At 62.0% G+C, this 15,683-nt stretch carries 28 protein-coding genes and 1 pseudogene; 1 reads left to right on the top strand and 28 read right to left on the bottom strand.

All coding sequences use genetic code 11. From position 1 onward, the window contains the following. The first annotated feature begins 59 nt into the window (after positions 1-59). The gene (locus FJ948_RS00145; RefSeq protein ID WP_140701064.1) at positions 60-686 is read left to right on the top strand and encodes a hypothetical protein; all 627 of its coding nucleotides are present in this window, start codon (positions 60-62) and stop codon (positions 684-686) included. Positions 687-754: 68 nt separating this feature from the next. Here FJ948_RS00145 and rplQ read toward each other — a convergent pair whose 3' ends face one another. From rplQ to tuf, 28 genes and pseudogenes are all read right to left on the bottom strand, one after another. Further along, entirely contained in the window at positions 755-1,183 is a 429-nt protein-coding gene (gene rplQ, locus FJ948_RS00140) for a 50S ribosomal protein L17 (RefSeq protein ID WP_140701062.1), read from the bottom strand. Between the two features lie 103 nt (positions 1,184-1,286). After that, entirely contained in the window at positions 1,287-2,297 is a 1,011-nt protein-coding gene (locus tag FJ948_RS00135) for a DNA-directed RNA polymerase subunit alpha (RefSeq protein WP_006205443.1), read from the bottom strand. 101 nt (positions 2,298-2,398) lie between these two features. Next, complete coding sequence (rpsK, locus tag FJ948_RS00130; RefSeq protein ID WP_006205444.1) at positions 2,399-2,788, bottom strand: 30S ribosomal protein S11; 390 nt, start codon at positions 2,786-2,788, stop codon at positions 2,399-2,401. Between the two features lie 137 nt (positions 2,789-2,925). Beyond that, on the bottom strand, positions 2,926-3,294 hold the full coding sequence (gene rpsM, locus FJ948_RS00125; protein ID WP_006205445.1) for a 30S ribosomal protein S13: 369 nt from the start codon (positions 3,292-3,294) through the stop codon (positions 2,926-2,928). A gap of 216 nt (positions 3,295-3,510) precedes the next feature. Beyond that, positions 3,511-4,107 (bottom strand): adenylate kinase, encoded by a 597-nt coding sequence (locus FJ948_RS00120; protein WP_140701060.1) that lies wholly within the window; start codon positions 4,105-4,107, stop codon positions 3,511-3,513. After that, positions 4,104-5,444 carry a preprotein translocase subunit SecY gene (secY, locus tag FJ948_RS00115; RefSeq protein ID WP_013895692.1) on the bottom strand — a complete coding sequence of 447 codons (1,341 nt, stop codon included), beginning with the start codon at positions 5,442-5,444 and terminating at the stop codon, positions 4,104-4,106. The genes FJ948_RS00120 and secY overlap by 4 nt, the downstream gene beginning before the upstream one ends. A gap of 194 nt (positions 5,445-5,638) precedes the next feature. Then, positions 5,639-6,112 (bottom strand): 50S ribosomal protein L15, encoded by a 474-nt coding sequence (gene rplO / locus FJ948_RS00110; RefSeq protein ID WP_140701058.1) that lies wholly within the window; start codon positions 6,110-6,112, stop codon positions 5,639-5,641. 22 nt (positions 6,113-6,134) lie between these two features. Beyond that, on the bottom strand, positions 6,135-6,332 hold the full coding sequence (rpmD, locus tag FJ948_RS00105; RefSeq protein ID WP_006205449.1) for a 50S ribosomal protein L30: 198 nt from the start codon (positions 6,330-6,332) through the stop codon (positions 6,135-6,137). Positions 6,333-6,356: 24 nt separating this feature from the next. Beyond that, complete coding sequence (gene rpsE, locus FJ948_RS00100; RefSeq protein WP_032933400.1) at positions 6,357-6,920, bottom strand: 30S ribosomal protein S5; 564 nt, start codon at positions 6,918-6,920, stop codon at positions 6,357-6,359. Between the two features lie 76 nt (positions 6,921-6,996). Further along, a complete protein-coding gene (gene rplR / locus FJ948_RS00095) occupies positions 6,997-7,356 on the bottom strand; it encodes a 50S ribosomal protein L18 (RefSeq protein ID WP_140701056.1) in 360 nt (119 codons plus the stop codon). Between the two features lie 137 nt (positions 7,357-7,493). Beyond that, a complete protein-coding gene (gene rplF / locus FJ948_RS00090) occupies positions 7,494-8,027 on the bottom strand; it encodes a 50S ribosomal protein L6 (protein ID WP_013895694.1) in 534 nt (177 codons plus the stop codon). Positions 8,028-8,115: 88 nt separating this feature from the next. After that, on the bottom strand, positions 8,116-8,514 hold the full coding sequence (rpsH, locus tag FJ948_RS00085) for a 30S ribosomal protein S8 (protein WP_006205453.1): 399 nt from the start codon (positions 8,512-8,514) through the stop codon (positions 8,116-8,118). A 12-nt stretch (positions 8,515-8,526) separates the two neighbouring features. Then, positions 8,527-8,832: a 30S ribosomal protein S14 gene (gene rpsN / locus FJ948_RS00080; protein ID WP_010909282.1), complete on the bottom strand. Its 306-nt coding sequence runs from the start codon at positions 8,830-8,832 to the stop codon at positions 8,527-8,529. A 27-nt stretch (positions 8,833-8,859) separates the two neighbouring features. After that, positions 8,860-9,438, bottom strand: a complete 579-nt coding sequence (rplE, locus tag FJ948_RS00075) for a 50S ribosomal protein L5 (RefSeq protein ID WP_140701054.1) — start codon at positions 9,436-9,438, stop codon at positions 8,860-8,862. Next, on the bottom strand, positions 9,431-9,745 hold the full coding sequence (rplX, locus tag FJ948_RS00070) for a 50S ribosomal protein L24 (RefSeq protein WP_006205456.1): 315 nt from the start codon (positions 9,743-9,745) through the stop codon (positions 9,431-9,433). The genes rplE and rplX overlap by 8 nt, the downstream gene beginning before the upstream one ends. Positions 9,746-9,757: 12 nt before the next feature. After that, a complete protein-coding gene (gene rplN / locus FJ948_RS00065; protein ID WP_006205457.1) occupies positions 9,758-10,126 on the bottom strand; it encodes a 50S ribosomal protein L14 in 369 nt (122 codons plus the stop codon). A gap of 72 nt (positions 10,127-10,198) precedes the next feature. Next, positions 10,199-10,438, bottom strand: a complete 240-nt coding sequence (rpsQ, locus tag FJ948_RS00060; RefSeq protein ID WP_006205458.1) for a 30S ribosomal protein S17 — start codon at positions 10,436-10,438, stop codon at positions 10,199-10,201. Between the two features lie 4 nt (positions 10,439-10,442). Then, on the bottom strand, positions 10,443-10,643 hold the full coding sequence (gene rpmC, locus FJ948_RS00055; RefSeq protein ID WP_140701052.1) for a 50S ribosomal protein L29: 201 nt from the start codon (positions 10,641-10,643) through the stop codon (positions 10,443-10,445). A gap of 13 nt (positions 10,644-10,656) precedes the next feature. After that, positions 10,657-11,070, bottom strand: coding sequence for a 50S ribosomal protein L16 (gene rplP / locus FJ948_RS00050; RefSeq protein WP_140701049.1), 414 nt, complete (start codon positions 11,068-11,070; stop codon positions 10,657-10,659). A 27-nt stretch (positions 11,071-11,097) separates the two neighbouring features. Further along, on the bottom strand, positions 11,098-11,823 hold the full coding sequence (gene rpsC / locus FJ948_RS00045) for a 30S ribosomal protein S3 (RefSeq protein ID WP_010909278.1): 726 nt from the start codon (positions 11,821-11,823) through the stop codon (positions 11,098-11,100). Continuing rightward, positions 11,823-12,212, bottom strand: a complete 390-nt coding sequence (gene rplV / locus FJ948_RS00040) for a 50S ribosomal protein L22 (protein ID WP_010909277.1) — start codon at positions 12,210-12,212, stop codon at positions 11,823-11,825. The genes rpsC and rplV overlap by 1 nt, the downstream gene beginning before the upstream one ends. A gap of 2 nt (positions 12,213-12,214) precedes the next feature. Further along, positions 12,215-12,493 (bottom strand): 30S ribosomal protein S19, encoded by a 279-nt coding sequence (gene rpsS, locus FJ948_RS00035; RefSeq protein WP_015317982.1) that lies wholly within the window; start codon positions 12,491-12,493, stop codon positions 12,215-12,217. A gap of 16 nt (positions 12,494-12,509) precedes the next feature. Beyond that, on the bottom strand, positions 12,510-13,343 hold the full coding sequence (gene rplB, locus FJ948_RS00030) for a 50S ribosomal protein L2 (RefSeq protein ID WP_013895698.1): 834 nt from the start codon (positions 13,341-13,343) through the stop codon (positions 12,510-12,512). Positions 13,344-13,365: 22 nt separating this feature from the next. Continuing rightward, positions 13,366-13,659 carry a 50S ribosomal protein L23 gene (locus tag FJ948_RS00025; protein ID WP_010909275.1) on the bottom strand — a complete coding sequence of 98 codons (294 nt, stop codon included), beginning with the start codon at positions 13,657-13,659 and terminating at the stop codon, positions 13,366-13,368. Continuing rightward, entirely contained in the window at positions 13,656-14,276 is a 621-nt protein-coding gene (gene rplD, locus FJ948_RS00020; RefSeq protein ID WP_140701047.1) for a 50S ribosomal protein L4, read from the bottom strand. The genes FJ948_RS00025 and rplD overlap by 4 nt, the downstream gene beginning before the upstream one ends. Then, positions 14,276-14,998, bottom strand: coding sequence for a 50S ribosomal protein L3 (gene rplC / locus FJ948_RS00015; protein WP_140701045.1), 723 nt, complete (start codon positions 14,996-14,998; stop codon positions 14,276-14,278). Before rplC ends, rplD begins: the two co-directional genes overlap by 1 nt. 61 nt (positions 14,999-15,059) lie before the next feature. Further along, positions 15,060-15,368 carry a 30S ribosomal protein S10 gene (gene rpsJ, locus FJ948_RS00010; RefSeq protein ID WP_010909272.1) on the bottom strand — a complete coding sequence of 103 codons (309 nt, stop codon included), beginning with the start codon at positions 15,366-15,368 and terminating at the stop codon, positions 15,060-15,062. A gap of 69 nt (positions 15,369-15,437) precedes the next feature. After that, a pseudogene (gene tuf / locus FJ948_RS00005) lies at positions 15,438-15,683 on the bottom strand (elongation factor Tu); the annotation flags it as partial.

Below are 15,683 nucleotides of genomic sequence, written 5' to 3'. Positions count from 1 at the left end.
ATTATTTTAACCAGCAAAGCGGCTACAACTGAACTTGAAACCGGAAACCCCTCGGCCTGATGAAAAAACAGCTCGCTTCATTCCGTGATTTTTTGGCCACCGGCAAGTTGGGGCCGGTGACGCCTGGCATGAAACTGATTGAGGTCGCCGAGAGACTTGGTTCACCAGACGGCTGGAATATCGACGATGGCGACCTTATCCCGGTCTATTGGTTCTTCGGCCCGTTGGAGATTTCGTTCAATAGCATCGCTCCATACCAGATGAACTGGCTTCAGATCGAGGGCGCTGCGCAACTCACAGGCAAATCTGAATCTCTGACGGAACAGTTGAAGTTGTCTTTGGATGGATTTAGCGGCGAGACGAAACCGTCGGAATTCCTTGCTGCAGGTTTGTGGGACACCACGCAAACAGCCGTCTATTATGGAGCTGCAAGCGACGATATCCTGCTGAACATCTGCGCTGGCTGCATCCAGATTCACTTCCAGGTCGCCACTGCGGTCATTGGCGATCGAGAAGCGATTGAATATCTGAATGAATCAACGCTGTCCCAGCTTGTTCGGGCAATCGACTCTAGAACTAAGGTCGACAGCATTTATTCATACTCGCAGGTTGCCAAGGAAGAGATGCCGGGGGCTTTCAACTGGCGCTCGCTGACCGGCCAGGACTATCTGGATCTGCTTCGATAGCCGATCACGGAAAGGCAACGAAAAAGGGGCCCGCAGGCCCCTTTGAACGCTTTGTGGAAACCCGAGCCTTATGCGGCCGCGGCTTCGTCCGTGCCTTCCGCCTCGAGGCGCGCGCGGTCGCCGGCGCCCTTGGCGTCGGTGTCGCGGTCGACGAATTCGATGACCGCCATCGCGGCATTGTCGCCGTGACGGAAGCCCGCCTTCATGATGCGCAGATAGCCGCCATTGCGGTTGGCGTAGCGCGGGGCGATGGTGTCGAACAGGCGCTTGACGACGCCTTCATTGCCGATCTGGGCGATCACCTGACGGCGGGCGTGCAGGTCGCCGCGCTTGCCGAGCGTCACCAGCTTCTCGACGATCGGACGCAGGTCCTTCGCCTTCGGCAAGGTGGTGACGATCTGCTCGTGCTCGAGCAGCGACACGGCGAGGTTGGCGAACATCGACTTGCGATGGCTGATGCTGCGGGCGAAGCGGCGGCCTTTGAAACCGTGGCGCATGCTCTTTTCCTTCTTCAGTTGTCCAAGAGGCCGCGGCCCCTGATGGTTTTCCGCATGACCGTCGGATCGGGCGGCCCACGCCGCCGATCCTTGGAATTCATGCTCAATATTGGTCTTCGTAACGCTTGGCGAGGTCTTCGATGTTTTCCGGCGGCCAGTCCGGCACTTCCATGCCGAGATGGAGGCCCATGGCCGCCAGCACTTCCTTGATCTCGTTCAGCGACTTGCGGCCGAAGTTCGGGGTGCGCAGCATCTCGGCTTCGGTCTTCTGGATCAGATCGCCGATATAGACGATGTTGTCGTTCTTCAGGCAGTTGGCCGAACGCACCGAAAGCTCGAGTTCGTCGACCTTCTTGAGCAGCGCCGGGTTGAAGGCGAGCTCGGTGACGGCTTCGGCGGCGACTTCCTTCTGCGGCTCGTCGAAGTTGACGAACAGGCCAAGCTGGTCCTGCAGGATGCGGGCGGCGAAAGCCACCGCGTCCTCGCCCGAGATCGAACCGTCGGTCTCGATGGTCATGGTCAGCTTGTCATAGTCGAGAACCTGGCCCTCGCGGGTGTTCTCGACCTTGTAGGAGACCTTCTTGACCGGCGAATAGAGGCTGTCGACCGGGATCAGGCCAATCGGCGCGTCCTCGGCGCGGTTGCGCTCGGCCGGCACGTAGCCCTTGCCGGTGTCGACGGTGAATTCCATGCGGATTTCAGCGCCTTCGTCCAGCGTGCAGATGACGTGGTCGGGGTTGAGGATCTCGACGTCGCCAACCGTCTGGATGTCGCCGGCCAGAACCGCACCCGGGCCCTGCTTGCGAACGACCATGCGCTTCGGGCCATCGCCTTCCATGCGGATGGCGATTTCCTTGATGTTGAGGACGATGTCGGTCACGTCCTCGCGCACACCGGCGATGGACGAGAATTCATGCAGAACCCCGTCGATCTGAACGGCGGTGACGGCCGCACCGCGCAACGAGGACAGAAGCACGCGGCGCAGCGCGTTGCCGAGCGTCAGGCCGAAACCACGCTCGAGCGGCTCGGCGACCAGCGTGGTCAGCGTCTTCTTCTTCGACGAGAACTCGATCTTGTTCGGCTTGATCAGTTCCTGCCAATTTTTCTGGATCATGATGCTTTCCTTCCGTTGACCCGCCACCATCCAATCGTGGCGGGCGACCTGGAATACCGTGGAGGAACGCCTTTGGGGCGTTCACGCGGCGTTCGATAGTATTAGACGCGGCGCTTCTTGCGCGGGCGGCAGCCATTGTGCGGGATCGGCGTCACATCACGGATCGAGGTGATGGTGAAGCCGGCCGCCTGCAGGGCGCGCAGCGCCGATTCACGACCGGAGCCGGGTCCGCAGACCTCGACTTCGAGCATGCGCATGCCGTGTTCCTGGGCCTTCTTGGCGACGTCCTCGGCGGCCATCTGGGCGGCGAACGGGGTCGACTTGCGCGAACCCTTAAAGCCCTGGGCACCGGCCGACGACCAGGCGATCGAATTGCCCTGCGCGTCGGTGATGGTGATCATCGTGTTGTTGAAGGTCGAATTGACGTGGGCAACGCCCGACGAAATGTTCTTGCGTTCGCGGCGGCGAACACGTGCGGCTTCCTTGGCCATGGTAGTCCTTTCAGTTGATCTCTACACCGCCGTAATGCCAGCGGCTCCACCTGGAAAAGTGAGCAGTGAATTAGTGAGTAGTGACAGTGCAGGCATCAACGCCGCAATTCACTACCCACTACCAGCTACTCACTCTCTTACTTCTTCTTGCCGGCGATCGACTTGGCCGGGCCCTTGCGGGTACGTGCATTGGTATGGGTGCGCTGACCGCGAACCGGCAGCGAGCGGCGGTGACGCAGGCCGCGGTAGCAGCCAAGGTCCATAAGACGCTTGATGTTCATCGACACTTCACGACGCAGGTCACCTTCGACCTGGTAATCGCGATCGATGGTCTCGCGGATCTGCAGCACTTCCGCGTCGGTCAGCTGGTTGACGCGGCGCTCGGCCGGGATGCCGACCTTGTCGACGATCTCCTGGGCGAACTTCTTGCCAATGCCGTGAATGTACTGAAGCGCGATGACGACGCGCTTGTTGGTCGGAATGTTGACGCCGGCTATACGAGCCATGTTCTTCTCTTCTCCATGTGGACCGGACAACCTTCAACAAGGCAGATCCTGGCGCTGTTCAAATTACCCCGCGTCCGGTGGAGGCCGGCCCTTGCGGGAGTTTCCAGTTCAAAGCGACTGCCTTGCCCTTGCGGACAAGCAAAGTGCGCATCTGATAGGAGACGGGCCGCCATACCGCAGCGAACCGCCTCCGTCAAGCTTAATCTTTAAATTCCCTTACCGCGCCTTTGTGGCCGCCGCGAGCACGGTCTCGATCTCGGCGGTTACCGCGTCGATGCTGGCCATGCCGTCGACAGTCTTGAGCCTGCCCTTGGCGTAATAGTAGCCGGTCAGCGGCGCGGTCTTCTTGTAGTACTCCCGCAGGCGCTCTTCGAACACGGCGGGATTGTCATCCTTGCGCACCGGCTGGCCGGCCGCCTTGGCATCCTCGGCGCGCTTGACGATACGGCCGACGAGCGCCCTGTCGTCGACGACGAGTTCGATGACCGTGTCGAGACCAATGCCGCGCTCCGAAAGCATCGATTCAACCGCATCGGCCTGCACCAGCGTGCGTGGGTAGCCGTCGAGGATGAACCCCTTGGCGCAGTCCGCCTGATCGATCCGTTCGGCGACGATGGCGTTGACGATGGCATCGGACACCAGTTCACCGGCATCCATCACCGCCTTGGCACGTTTGCCGACCTCGGTGCCGGCCTGGACGGCGGCACGCAACATATCACCCGTCGAGAGCTGGGGTATGCCGTGTTTTTCTACCAGTCTTTGTGCTTGTGTCCCCTTGCCCGCCCCTGGCGGCCCAAGCAAAATCAACCTCATCTGGCTTTCTTCCCCCCGCGCAGCTTCGACTTCTTGATCAGGCCTTCATACTGGTGCGCGATCAGGTGACCCTGAATCTGCGCAACCGTATCGAGCGTGACACTGACCACGATCAGAAGCGATGTGCCACCAAGGTAGAATGGTACGCCAGTCGCCGAGATCAGGAACTCCGGCAGCAGGCACACCAGCACCAGATAGATGGCGCCGACGACGGTGATGCGGGTGAGAACGTAATCGATATAATCGGCGGTGCGCTCGCCCGGGCGATAGCCCGGGATGAAGCCCGAATGCTTCTTGAGCTGGTCGGCGGTGTCCTTCGGGTTGAAGACAATCGCTGTGTAGAAGAAGGCGAAGAACACGATCATCGCCGCGTAGAATGCCATGTAGAGCGGCTGGCCGTGGCCAAGCGAGGCCAGGATGGTGCTGGCCCAGGCCGGCATGTTGGTCGTCTGCGAGAAGCCGGCGATGGTGGCCGGCAGCAGGAGCAGCGACGACGCGAAGATCGGCGGGATGACGCCCGACGTGTTGAGCTTGAGCGGCAAATGCGAGGTGTCGCCCTGGAACATGCGGTTGCCGACCTGGCGCTTCGGATACTGGATCAGCAGGCGGCGCTGGGCGCGCTCGAAGAAGACGATGAGCGCGATAACGACGATGGCCAGAACGATGATCGCCAGGATCAGGCCGGTCGACAGCGCACCGGTGCGGCCGAGTTCCAGCGTGCCGGAGATGGCATGCGGCAGGCCGGCGACGATGCCGGAGAAGATGATCAGCGAAATGCCGTTGCCGATGCCGCGCGCGGTGATCTGCTCACCGAGCCACATCAGGAACATGGTGCCGCCGACCAGGGTGACAACGGTCGAGATGCGGAAGAACATGCCGGGATCGCTGACGATGCCGTTGCCGTTCTCCAGGCCCACCGAAATGCCATAGGCCTGCACCAGCGCCAGAAGCACGGTGCCGTAGCGCGTGTACTGGTTGATGACCTTGCGGCCCTGTTCGCCTTCCTTCTTCAGCGCTTCCAGCGAGGGGATGACCGAGGTCATCAGCTGCATGATGATGGAGGCGGAGATGTAGGGCATGATGCCGAGCGCGAAGATGGCCATGCGCTGCACGGCGCCGCCGGCGAACATGTTGAACATGCCGAGCACGCCCTTGCTCTGCGAGGAGAAGGCCTGGGCGAAAGCGTCGGGATTGATGCCGGGAAGCGGGATGTAGGTGCCCAGACGATAGACGAGCAAGGCGCCGATGGTGAACCAGATGCGTTTCTTGAGGTCCTCCGCCTTGGCGAAGGCCGAGAAATTCAGATTCGAGGCTAGTTGTTCAGCAGCCGAAGCCATGCCTGATTCTCCGCTTGGTAACGCTTGATGGCCCGTGAGGTCAGGCGGCGCGTTTCACCGAAGCTCACGAGATAAGCTCCGGGCTGTAAACATGCAAGCGGCCGCGTTGACGCGGCCGCCCAATTGATCAGATCGAAGCACGTTTCGAGGGCAAAAACGAAGTCATCCTTGCCCGACCGCGCTTCAAATCGCCGTTACTCGGCGGCGGCCACTTCAGGCAGTTTCACCGAACCGCCGGCCTTCTCGATCTTCTCGATCGCGGCCTTGGAAGCGCCGGCGACGTCGAAGGCGAGCTTGGCCTTGAGTTCGCCATCCGACAGCACGCGCACGCCATCCTTGACGCGACGGATGACGCCGGCGGCGACAAGCGCCTCGGCCGTCACGGTTGCCCTGGCATCAAGCTTCTTGGCGTCGACCGCTTGCTGGATACGGGCCAGCGAGACGACGACGAAGCTCTTGGCGAAGATGTTGTTGAAGCCACGTTTCGGCAGGCGCCGATAGAGCGGCATCTGGCCGCCCTCGAAGCCGTTGACGGCAACGCCGGAGCGCGCCTTCTGGCCCTTGACGCCGCGACCGGCGGTCTTGCCCGAGCCGGAGCCGATGCCACGGCCGAGACGCTTCTTGGAATGCGTCGCGCCGTCCTTGTCACGCAGATCATTGAGTTTCATCTGGGTTCTCCTGCGCTTTGGCTCAGCCCTCGTCCACGACGCGGACGAGATGCTGGACGGCGGCGATCATGCCGCGCACGGAGGGCGTATCTTCCAGCGTGCGCTGCTTGTGCATCTTGTTGAGGCCGAGGCCGACCAGCGTCGCGCGCTGTTCCTTCGGGCGGCGGATCGGCGAACCGATCTGCTCAACGGTGATGGTCTTGGTTGCTTTCTTGGCCATGGTCAAAATCCCTGGTCAGATCGACTATTCTTCAGCCGCAACGGCGGTGCCGCGGCGGGCCTGAAGGGTCGAATACTTGATGCCGCGCGCGGCAGCCACATCCTTGGGATGCATCTGGCTCTTCAGCGCGTCGAAGGTGGCGCGAACCATGTTGTAGGGGTTGGACGACCCCATCGACTTGGCGACCACGTCATGCATGCCGAGCGTCTCGAAGACGGCGCGCATCGGGCCGCCGGCGATGATGCCGGTACCCTGCTTGGCGGCGCGCAACAGCACGCGGCCCGCACCCCAGCGTCCCTCAACGTCGTGGTGCAGCGTGCGGCCCGAGCGCAGCGGCACGAAGATCATGTCGCGCTTGGCGGACTCGGTTGCCTTGCGGATGGCTTCCGGCACTTCGCGCGCCTTGCCGTGACCAAAGCCGACACGGCCCTTCTGGTCGCCGACAACGACGAGCGCGGCAAAGCCGAAGCGGCGGCCACCCTTGACGACCTTGGCGACGCGGTTGATGTGGACGAGCTTGTCCACCATGCCGTCATCGCGCTCTTCACGCTCGCGGCCGCGGCCGCCTTCCCTACGTTCCTGTGCCATATCCTGTTCCTTGTTCTTTTCCGGAAGCACGGGTTGCTGATTGCCGATGCCGCTTTGGGTCATCAGCGGCGAAAAATCAGAAGCTCAGACCGCCTTCGCGGGCAGCCTCGGCCAGCGCCTTGACGCGGCCGTGATAGATGTACGGGCCACGGTCGAAAACGACTTCCTTGACGCCGGCCTTGGTGGCGCGCTCGGCGATCAGCTTGCCGATCGCGGCGGCGGCGGCGGTGTCGGCGCCGGTCTTGAGCGAACCCTTGAGGTCCTTCTCGAGCGTCGAGGCGGCTGCGATGGTGTGGCCCTTGGCGTCGTCGATCACCTGGACGTAGATGTTCTTCGACGTGCGGTGCACCGAAAGACGCGGGCGCTCGCCGGCGACCTTCTTGAGCTGGCGGCGGACGCGCTGCGCGCGGCGCTGGATGGCTTCCTTGGTACCCATGGTGTCTTCCTTGCCTTCAGAGTCGGGGGCCGCCATATGCGGTAGGCGAAGCGCCTCCCGCGACCGCTCCCCGCGGCGTTACATTTCCGTGGCTTGGTCCTGTCCGAAAAGTCCGTAACTTCCCAGGACCGAGCCGATTACTTCTTCTTGCCTTCCTTGCGGACGATCTTCTCGCCAGCGTAGCGGACGCCCTTGCCCTTGTAAGGCTCGGGACCACGGTATTCGCGGATCTCCGCGGCAACCTGGCCGACCTGCTGCTTGTCGATGCCGGCAACGGTGATTTCCGTCGGCTTCGGGACAGTGATCGTGATGCCGGCCGGCGTCTCGTAGACGACATCATGGCTGAAGCCAAGGGCCAACTGCAGGTTCTTGCCCTGCAAGGCGGCGCGATAGCCGACGCCGGTGATCTCGAGCTTCTTCTCGAAGCCGTCCTTGACGCCCTGCAGGATGTTGACGATCTGCGTGCGCGACATGCCCCATTTGGAGCGGGCGGTCTTGGTCTGGTCGCGCGGCTGGACAGCGATCTCGCTGCCTTCCATCTTGACCAGCACTTCGTCGTTCACGACGAACTTCAGCTCGCCCTTGGGGCCCTTCGCCGTCACGGTCTGGCCGTTGACGGTCGCGGTCACGCCCTGCGGCAGCGAAACGGGTTTCTTTCCAATACGAGACATCAGGTTGTCCTCGTCACTTCTCTTGTTTCAGGTCTCTGTCTTCGGAACGATCCGAAGACCGGATTCCAATTTGCGGTGAGCTGCCAGATCAGAAGATCTGGCAGAGGATCTCGCCGCCGACGTTCTGTTCGCGTGCTTCATGGTCGGCCATCACGCCCTTCGGTGTCGAAAGGATGGCGATGCCGAGGCCGTTGGCGACGTGCGGGATCGACTTGGCCGAAACGTAAACGCGGCGGCCGGGCTTCGAAACGCGGGCGATTTCGCGCACGACCGGAGCACCGTCGAAATACTTCAGCTCGATTTCGATCTCGGACTTGCCGTTGTCGAAGTCGGTCTGGCTGTAATCGCGGATATAGCCTTCAGCCTTCAGCACGTCGAGGACGCGGGTGCGCAGACGCGAGGCCGGGGTCGAGACACTCGACTTCTTGCGGCCATAGGCGTTGCGGATGCGGGTCAGCATATCGCCGAGAGGATCGCTCAATGACATGTTATGTCCTCCTTACCAGCTCGACTTGACCAGGCCCGGGATCTGGCCGTTGTTGCCGAGATCACGAAGCGCGATGCGCGATACTTTGAGCTTGCGATAGTAGGCACGCGGACGGCCGGTGACTTCGCAGCGGTTGCGGATGCGGATCTTGGCCGAGTTGCGCGGCAGGGCAGCAAGCTTGAGCTGAGCGCGGAAGCGCTCCTCCATCGGCTTGGACTGATCCATGATGATCGCCTTCAGGGCAGCGCGCTTGGGACCGTACTGGTCGGCAAGCTTGCGGCGCCTGTTGTTCTTCTCGACTGAGCTGGTCTTTGCCATTTCAGATTTTTCCTTTTCTCGCTGCCGTTACTGGCGGAAGGGGAAGTTGAAAGCCTTGAGCAATGCCCTGGCTTCGTCGTCCGTCTTCGCCGTCGTACAAACGATGACGTCCATGCCCCAGACCTGATCAACCTTGTCGTAGTTGATCTCCGGGAACACGATGTGTTCCTTGATGCCCATGGCGTAATTGCCACGGCCGTCAAAGCTCTTCGGGTTCAGTCCACGGAAGTCGCGGACGCGCGGCAGTGCGATGTTCACGAGGCGGTCGAGGAACTCGTACATGCGTTCCTTGCGCAGCGTGACCTTGGCGCCGATCGGCATGTTCTCGCGGACCTTGAAGCCAGCGATCGAGTTGCGGGCGCGGGTGACGACGGCCTTCTGGCCGGCGATCATCGCCAGGTCCTCGGCGGCGACCGACGGCTTCTTGGAATCGGCGGTTGCTTCGCCGACGCCCATGTTCAGCACGATCTTGTCGAGGCGCGGAACCTGCATGTCGTTGTCGTAGCCGAACTGCTCCTGCAGCGCCTTGCGGATGGTCTCGTTGTAGACCTTCTTGAGACGCGGCACGTTGGTGGCAGCCGCCTGCTTGGTTTCAGCCTTAGCCATTGATGACTTCTCCCGAGCGCTTGGCGACGCGCACCTTCTTGCCGTCCTTCTGGAAGATGAAACCGACGCGGGTCGGCTTGCCATCCTTCGGATCGGCCAGCGCGATGTTCGACAGCTGGATCGGCGCTTCCTTGGTGATGATCCCGCCCTCTTGGGACTGGGACTGCTTCTGGTGACGACGGATCATGTTGACGCCACGCACCAGCGCGGTGTCATCCTTCGGCTGAACCGAGAGGACTTCGCCCGAACGGCCCTTGTCCTTGCCGGCCAGCACGACGACCTTGTCGCCTTTTCTAATCTTTTGCATTGGTCCGGCTCCTTACAGCACTTCTGGCGCGAGCGAGATGATCTTCATGTGGTTCTTGGCGCGGAGTTCGCGCGGAACCGGTCCGAAGATACGCGTGCCGATCGGCTCTTTCTTGTTGTCGACAAGAACGGCCGCGTTCTTGTCGAAACGGATCACGCTGCCGTCCGGGCGGCGGATGTCCTTGGCCGTGCGAACCACGACCGCCTTCATCACATCGCCCTTCTTAACGCGGCCGCGCGGAATGGCTTCCTTGATCGACACCACGATGATGTCGCCCACGGAAGCATATTTCCGCTTCGAGCCGCCCAGCACCTTGATGCACATGACACGACGCGCGCCGGAATTATCCGCCACGTCGAGGTTTGTTTGCATCTGAATCATGACTGGCCGCCTTCTTCTTTTCTAACGGGACAGGCTCGAAGCCCCTCCCCGGTCTGTCCAAAATTCGTTTGTTTACGCCTGGTCCGAGGCCACGACGATCCAGCGCTTATCCTTGGAAATCGGCTTCGATTCCTGGATGAACACCTGATCGCCGACCTTGTGGGCGTTGTTCTCGTCGTGCGCCTTGTACTTCTTGGTCATGCGCACGGTCTTCTTCATCACGGGATGCGTGAAGCGCCGTTCGACCTTGACGACGACCGTCTTCTCATTCTTGTCGCTGACGACGGTGCCCTGCAGAATGCGCTTTGGCATGGTCTTAACCCTTCTTGGCCGCGGCTTTTTCCGCGGCGATGGTCTTGATGCGCGCGATGTCCTTGCGGACCTGCTTCACGCGCGCGGTCTTTTCGAGCTGACCGGTGGCCTTCTGGAAGCGCAGGTTGAACTGCTCCTTCTTCAGGCTGGCCAGATCGTCGGTCAGCTGGTCCTGGGTCTTGGTCCGGATGTCTTCGGCTTTCATGATCAGCCCGTCCTTATTCTGCGATGCGCTGTACGAAGCGCGTCCTGACCGAGAGCTTGGCCGCGCCGAGACGCAGAGCCTCACGGGCGGTTTCTTCATTGACGCCGTCGATCTCGAACATGATGCGGCCCGGCTTGACGCGCGCCGCCCAATAGTCGACCGCGCCCTTGCCCTTACCCATGCGGACTTCGGTCGGCTTCGAGGTGACCGGCAGATCCGGGAAAATGCGGATCCAGACGCGGCCGGCGCGCTTCATCTCGCGGGTGATCGCGCGGCGGGCCGCCTCGATCTCACGCGCGGTGACGCGGTTCGGCTCAAGCGCCTTCAGCCCGAAACCACCGAAATCCAGGTTGGTGCCGCCCTTTGCGACCCCATGGATACGGCCCTTGAACTGCTTACGGAACTTTGTGCGCTTTGGCTGCAGCATCGTTCTAACTCCAAATTCCTAAATGTCTCAGGCGTTTTCGCGACGACGACCGCGTTCGCGATCACCACCACCGCCATGCGCGGCATCACCCTCGGTGGCGCGACGTTCCGAAGCCATCGGGTCGTGCTCGAGGATCTCGCCCTTGAATACCCAGACCTTGACGCCGCAGATACCGTACGCCGTGTTCGCCTCGGCCGTGCCGTAGTCGACATCGGCGCGCAGCGTGTGCAGCGGCACGCGGCCTTCGCGGTACCATTCCATGCGCGCGATTTCGGCGCCGCCAAGACGGCCCGAGCAGTTGATGCGGATGCCTTCGGCACCCAGGCGCATCGCCGACTGCACGGCGCGCTTCATCGCGCGGCGGAACGCGATACGGCGCTCGAGCTGCTGGGCGATCGACTGGGCGACCAGGGTCGCGTCGATTTCGGGCTTGCGCACTTCGACGATGTTGAGGTGCGTCTCGGACTTCGTCATCTCCATCAGCTTCTTGCGAAGCTTCTCGATGTCGGCGCCCTTCTTGCCGATGATCAGACCCGGGCGCGCGGCATGGATGGTGACGCGGCACTTCTTGTGCGGGCGCTCGATCACGACCTTCGAGATGGCGGCCTGCTTCAGCTCCTTCTCGAGATACTTGCGGATCTTGATGTCCTCATGCAGCAGCTTGCCGTACTCGCCGGTGTTCGCGAACCAGCGCGAATCCCAGGTGCGGTTGATGCCGAGGCGAAGACCGATCGGATTGACTTTCTGGCCCATTATGCGGCCTCCCCTTTTTCTTCGACTTCACGAACGACGATCGTGAGGTGCGAGAACGGCTTCTCGATGCGGCTGGCGCGACCACGGCCACGAGCGTGGAACCGCTTCATGACGATCGACTTGCCGACATAGGCTTCCGCCACCACCAGCGCATCGACATCGAGGTCGTGGTTGTTTTCCGCGTTGGCAATCGCCGATTCCAGCGTCTTCTTGACCGTGCCGGAAATCCGCTTGGCCGAGAATTCGAGATCGGAAAGCGCTGTCGCGACCTTCTTGCCGCGGATCAGCGCGGCAACCAGGTTCAGCTTCTGCGGGCTGATACGGATCGTGCGCAGAACGGCGCGCGCTTCGTTGTCAGCAAGCCTGCGCGGAGCTTTGGCCTTGCCCATGATTATTTCCTCTTCGCCTTCTTATCCGCGCCGTGACCGTAATAGGTCCGCGTCGGAGCGAATTCACCGAACTTATGACCGACCATGTCCTCGTTCACCGAGACGGGAACATGCTTCTGGCCGTTGTAGACACCGAAGGTGAGGCCGACGAACTGCGGCAGGATGGTGGAGCGACGGCTCCACATCTTGATCACCTCATTGCGACCGCCTTCACGAACCTTGTCCACCTTTTTGAGAAGGTAGCCGTCGATGAAGGGGCCTTTCCAAATAGAACGAGTCACTTGGCGTTACCTCTTCTTAGCTCTTGCGCTGATGGCGCGAGCGCAGGATGAACTTGTCGGTCGCCTTGTTGGACCGCGTCTTCTTGCCCTTGGTCGGCTTGCCCCACGGGCTGACCGGATGACGGCCACCGGAGGTGCGGCCTTCACCACCGCCATGCGGGTGGTCGACCGGGTTCATGGTCACGCCGCGATTGTGCGGGCGCTTGCCACGCCAAACCGTGCGGCCGGCCTTGCCGTCGTTGATGTTGCCGTGGTCGGGGTTCGACACGGCGCCGACGGTGGCCATGCAGGAGCCGTGGACGACACGCTGCTCGCCCGAATTGAGGCGCAGGATCGCCATGCCCTGGTCGCGGCCGACGAGCTGGGCGTAGCCGCCAGCCGAACGGGCCACCTGAGCGCCCTTGCCCGGCTTCAGCTCGATGTTGTGGACGATCGTGCCGACAGGCATCGAGGCCAGCGGCATCGCATTGCCCGGCTTCACGTCGACCGCTTCGCCAGCCACGATCTTGTCGCCGGCCGCAAGACGCTGCGGGGCGATGATGTAGGACAGCTCGCCATCGTCATACTTGATGAGCGCGATGAAGGCGGTGCGGTTCGGATCGTATTCAATGCGCTCGACCGTGCCGACGACGTCGAACTTGCGGCGCTTGAAGTCGATGATGCGGTACGAACGCTTGTGACCGCCGCCGATGAAGCGGGCCGTGATGCGGCCGTGATTGTTGCGGCCGCCCGACTTGGTCAGGCCTTCGGTCAGGCCCTTGACGGGCTTGCCCTTGTAGAGGCCCGAGCGGTCGACGATGACCAGCTGACGGGTGCTCGGCGTTACCGGGTTGAATTTTTTAAGTGCCATTGTCCTGTCCTCGCGGCCTAGCTCAGAGACCCGTCGCGACGTCGATCGACTGGCCGTCGGCCAGCGTCACGATCGCCTTCTTGACGTCGCTCTGGCGGCCGATCGTGCCGCGGAAGCGCTTGATCTTGCCCTTGCGGACAAGCGTGTTCACGGCCATCACCTTGACGCCGAACAGCGCTTCGACGGCGGCCTTGATTTCCGGCTTCGACGCCTTCTTGGCGACGTTGAAGACGACCTGGTTCTGCTCGGAGGCCATGGTCGACTTTTCGGTGATCGCTGGCGAGACGATCACGTCGTAGTGACGAAGGTCGGTCATTTAAAGCGCTCCTCGAGAGCCTCGACGGCGGCCTTCGAAAGGACCAGCGTGCCGCGGCGCAGAATGTCGTAGACGTTGATGCCCTGTATGGGCAGCACGTCGATGTTGGGGATGTTGGTGGCTGCCAGCTTGAAATTCTTGTCAAGCTCGGCGCCGCCAATCACCAGGGCGTTGGTCAGGCCCAGCGTCGCGAAATTCGCGATCAGCGCCTTGGTCTTGGCCTCGGTCAGCTTCAGTTCGTCGATGATGATGATCGACGCGCTCTTGGCCTTGGCCGAGAGAGCATGCTTCAAGCCCAGCGCGCGCACCTTCTTCGGCAAGTCGTGCTCGTGGCTGCGAACGACCGGGCCGTGGGCCTTGCCGCCGCCGCGGAACTGCGGAGCGCGTGCCGAATGGTGACGGGCGCGGCCCGTACCCTTCTGCTTGTACATCTTGGCGCCGGTGCGCGCGATTTCGGCGCGGCCCTTGGCCTTGTGCGTGCCCTGCTGCTTCTTGGCAAGCTGCCAGCGCACGACGCGCTGCAGGATGTCCTCGCGCGGATCAAGGCCGAAAATTCCGTCGGAAAGTTCCACCTTGCCGGCGTCTTTACCGCCGAGCGTTGTGATCTTGAGATCCATTATTCCGCTCCCTCTGTGGCCGGAGCCTCGTTCTTCGCAGCTGCCGCGACAGCGCGGATCGCGGCGGGCTTCGGCGCGTTGGCCGGCAGCGCCACCTTGGCCGCGTCGCGGACCAGGATCCAGGCGCCCTTCGATCCGGGAACCGCACCGCGGATGAGGATCAGGCCGCGATCGGCGTCGGTCGAGACGATCTCGACATTCTGCGTGGTGACCCTGACATCGCCCATGTGACCAGCCATATGCTTGCCCTTGAACACCTTGCCCGGATCCTGACGCTGGCCGGTCGAACCGTGCGTACGGTGCGAGACCGAGTTACCGTGCGTCGCGCGGCCACCACCCATGTGGTGGCGCTTGATGACGCCCTGGAAACCCTTGCCGATCGTCGTGCCGGTCACATCGACCTTCTGGCCGGCGACAAAGTGGTCGACGGTGATCTCGGCGCCGACATCGATCAGATTGTCGGCGGAGACGCGGAACTCGGCGAGCTTCGCCTTCGGCTCAACGGAAGCGGTCGCGAAATGGCCGCGCATCGCCTTCGACGTGTTCTTCACCTTGGCCAGGCCAACGCCGAGCTGAACGGCGGTATAGCCATTCTTCTCCTGCGTGCGCTGTGCCACGACCTGGCAGTTCTCCATCTGGAGAACGGTGACGGGAACGTGTTCCCCGGCATCGTTGTAGATGCGGGTCATTCCCACCTTCTTTGCAATCACACCTGAACGCATCGGTTCAATTCCTTTAGAGTTCCGGGCCAGGGGCACCGCCCCTTACCGCGCTCTCATTCCCTTAGAGCTTGATCTCGACGTCGACACCGGCGGCCAGATCGAGCTTCATCAAAGCATCGACGGTCTGCGGGGTCGGATCGACGATGTCGAGCAGACGCTTGTGCGTGCGCATCTCGAACTGCTCGCGGCTCTTCTTGTCGACGTGAGGCGACCGGTTGACCGTGAACTTTTCGATCCGCGTCGGCAGCGGAATGGGGCCGCGGACGTTTGCCCCGGTGCGCTTGGCCGTCGACACGATTTCCTTCGTCGAGGCGTCAAGCACGCGGTGATCAAACGCCTTCAGGCGGATGCGGATATTCTGTCCGTTCATGCGTCACTTCCTTGTTCTGGCGCGGCGCGGGCAACTTCCGCGCCCGCGACAGATCGGTTTAAGTCCAAATTACTCTTTGATGGTGACGACGATGCCGGCACCGACGGTGCGGCCGCCTTCACGGATGGCGAAGCGCAGCTTCTCTTCCATGGCGATCGGCACGATCAGCTCGACATCGACCGTGATGTTGTCGCCGGGCATCACCATCTCGGTGCCTTCCGGCAGCGACACGATGCCCGTCACGTCGGTCGTGCGGAAGTAGAACTGCGGACGGTAGTTGGTGAAGAACGGCGTGTGACGGCCACCTTCGTCCTT

The sequence above is a fragment of the Mesorhizobium sp. B2-3-12 genome (assembly GCF_006442205.1).
GTDB lineage: Bacteria > Pseudomonadota > Alphaproteobacteria > Rhizobiales > Rhizobiaceae > Mesorhizobium.
Note: the sequence above shows the minus strand (reverse complement) of the source record. Positions and strands in the feature narration are given on the sequence as shown.

Excerpts from the sequence above, each read along its gene's own strand:
- rplO (WP_140701058.1), bottom strand. The coding sequence starts at position 6,112 with ATGAAACTCAATGATCTGCGTGACAAGGACGGCGCGACGCATTCCAAG.
- rpsC (WP_010909278.1), bottom strand. The coding sequence starts at position 11,823 with ATGGGCCAGAAAGTCAATCCGATCGGTCTTCGCCTCGGCATCAACCGC.
- rplV (WP_010909277.1), bottom strand. The coding sequence starts at position 12,212 with ATGGGCAAGGCCAAAGCTCCGCGCAGGCTTGCTGACAACGAAGCGCGC.
- rpmC (WP_140701052.1), bottom strand. The coding sequence starts at position 10,643 with ATGAAAGCCGAAGACATCCGGACCAAGACCCAGGACCAGCTGACCGAC.
- rplF (WP_013895694.1), bottom strand. The coding sequence starts at position 8,027 with ATGTCTCGTATTGGAAAGAAACCCGTTTCGCTGCCGCAGGGCGTGACC.
- FJ948_RS00120 (WP_140701060.1), bottom strand. The coding sequence starts at position 4,107 with ATGAGGTTGATTTTGCTTGGGCCGCCAGGGGCGGGCAAGGGGACACAA.
- rpsK (WP_006205444.1), bottom strand. The coding sequence starts at position 2,788 with ATGGCCAAGGAAGCCGCACGTGTTCGCCGCCGCGAACGCAAGAACATT.
- rpsN (WP_010909282.1), bottom strand. The coding sequence starts at position 8,832 with ATGGCAAAGACCAGCTCAGTCGAGAAGAACAACAGGCGCCGCAAGCTT.
- rpsE (WP_032933400.1), bottom strand. The coding sequence starts at position 6,920 with ATGGCACAGGAACGTAGGGAAGGCGGCCGCGGCCGCGAGCGTGAAGAG.
- rplE (WP_140701054.1), bottom strand. The coding sequence starts at position 9,438 with ATGGCTAAGGCTGAAACCAAGCAGGCGGCTGCCACCAACGTGCCGCGT.
- rplC (WP_140701045.1), bottom strand. The coding sequence starts at position 14,998 with ATGCGTTCAGGTGTGATTGCAAAGAAGGTGGGAATGACCCGCATCTAC.
- rplB (WP_013895698.1), bottom strand. The coding sequence starts at position 13,343 with ATGGCACTTAAAAAATTCAACCCGGTAACGCCGAGCACCCGTCAGCTG.
- rpsM (WP_006205445.1), bottom strand. The coding sequence starts at position 3,294 with ATGGCTCGTATAGCCGGCGTCAACATTCCGACCAACAAGCGCGTCGTC.
- rplN (WP_006205457.1), bottom strand. The coding sequence starts at position 10,126 with ATGATTCAGATGCAAACAAACCTCGACGTGGCGGATAATTCCGGCGCG.
- rplD (WP_140701047.1), bottom strand. The coding sequence starts at position 14,276 with ATGGATCTCAAGATCACAACGCTCGGCGGTAAAGACGCCGGCAAGGTG.
- rplP (WP_140701049.1), bottom strand. The coding sequence starts at position 11,070 with ATGCTGCAGCCAAAGCGCACAAAGTTCCGTAAGCAGTTCAAGGGCCGT.
- secY (WP_013895692.1), bottom strand. The coding sequence starts at position 5,444 with ATGGCTTCGGCTGCTGAACAACTAGCCTCGAATCTGAATTTCTCGGCC.
- rpsJ (WP_010909272.1), bottom strand. The coding sequence starts at position 15,368 with ATGAACGGACAGAATATCCGCATCCGCCTGAAGGCGTTTGATCACCGC.
- rpsQ (WP_006205458.1), bottom strand. The coding sequence starts at position 10,438 with ATGCCAAAGCGCATTCTGCAGGGCACCGTCGTCAGCGACAAGAATGAG.
- rplX (WP_006205456.1), bottom strand. The coding sequence starts at position 9,745 with ATGCAAAAGATTAGAAAAGGCGACAAGGTCGTCGTGCTGGCCGGCAAG.
- FJ948_RS00145 (WP_140701064.1), top strand. The coding sequence starts at position 60 with ATGAAAAAACAGCTCGCTTCATTCCGTGATTTTTTGGCCACCGGCAAG.
- rplQ (WP_140701062.1), bottom strand. The coding sequence starts at position 1,183 with ATGCGCCACGGTTTCAAAGGCCGCCGCTTCGCCCGCAGCATCAGCCAT.
- FJ948_RS00135 (WP_006205443.1), bottom strand. The coding sequence starts at position 2,297 with ATGATCCAGAAAAATTGGCAGGAACTGATCAAGCCGAACAAGATCGAG.
- rpmD (WP_006205449.1), bottom strand. The coding sequence starts at position 6,332 with ATGGCCAAGAAAGCAACCAAGACCATCACCGTTGAGCAGATCGGTTCG.
- rplR (WP_140701056.1), bottom strand. The coding sequence starts at position 7,356 with ATGGGTACCAAGGAAGCCATCCAGCGCCGCGCGCAGCGCGTCCGCCGC.
- FJ948_RS00025 (WP_010909275.1), bottom strand. The coding sequence starts at position 13,659 with ATGACCGACCTTCGTCACTACGACGTGATCGTCTCGCCAGCGATCACC.
- rpsH (WP_006205453.1), bottom strand. The coding sequence starts at position 8,514 with ATGTCATTGAGCGATCCTCTCGGCGATATGCTGACCCGCATCCGCAAC.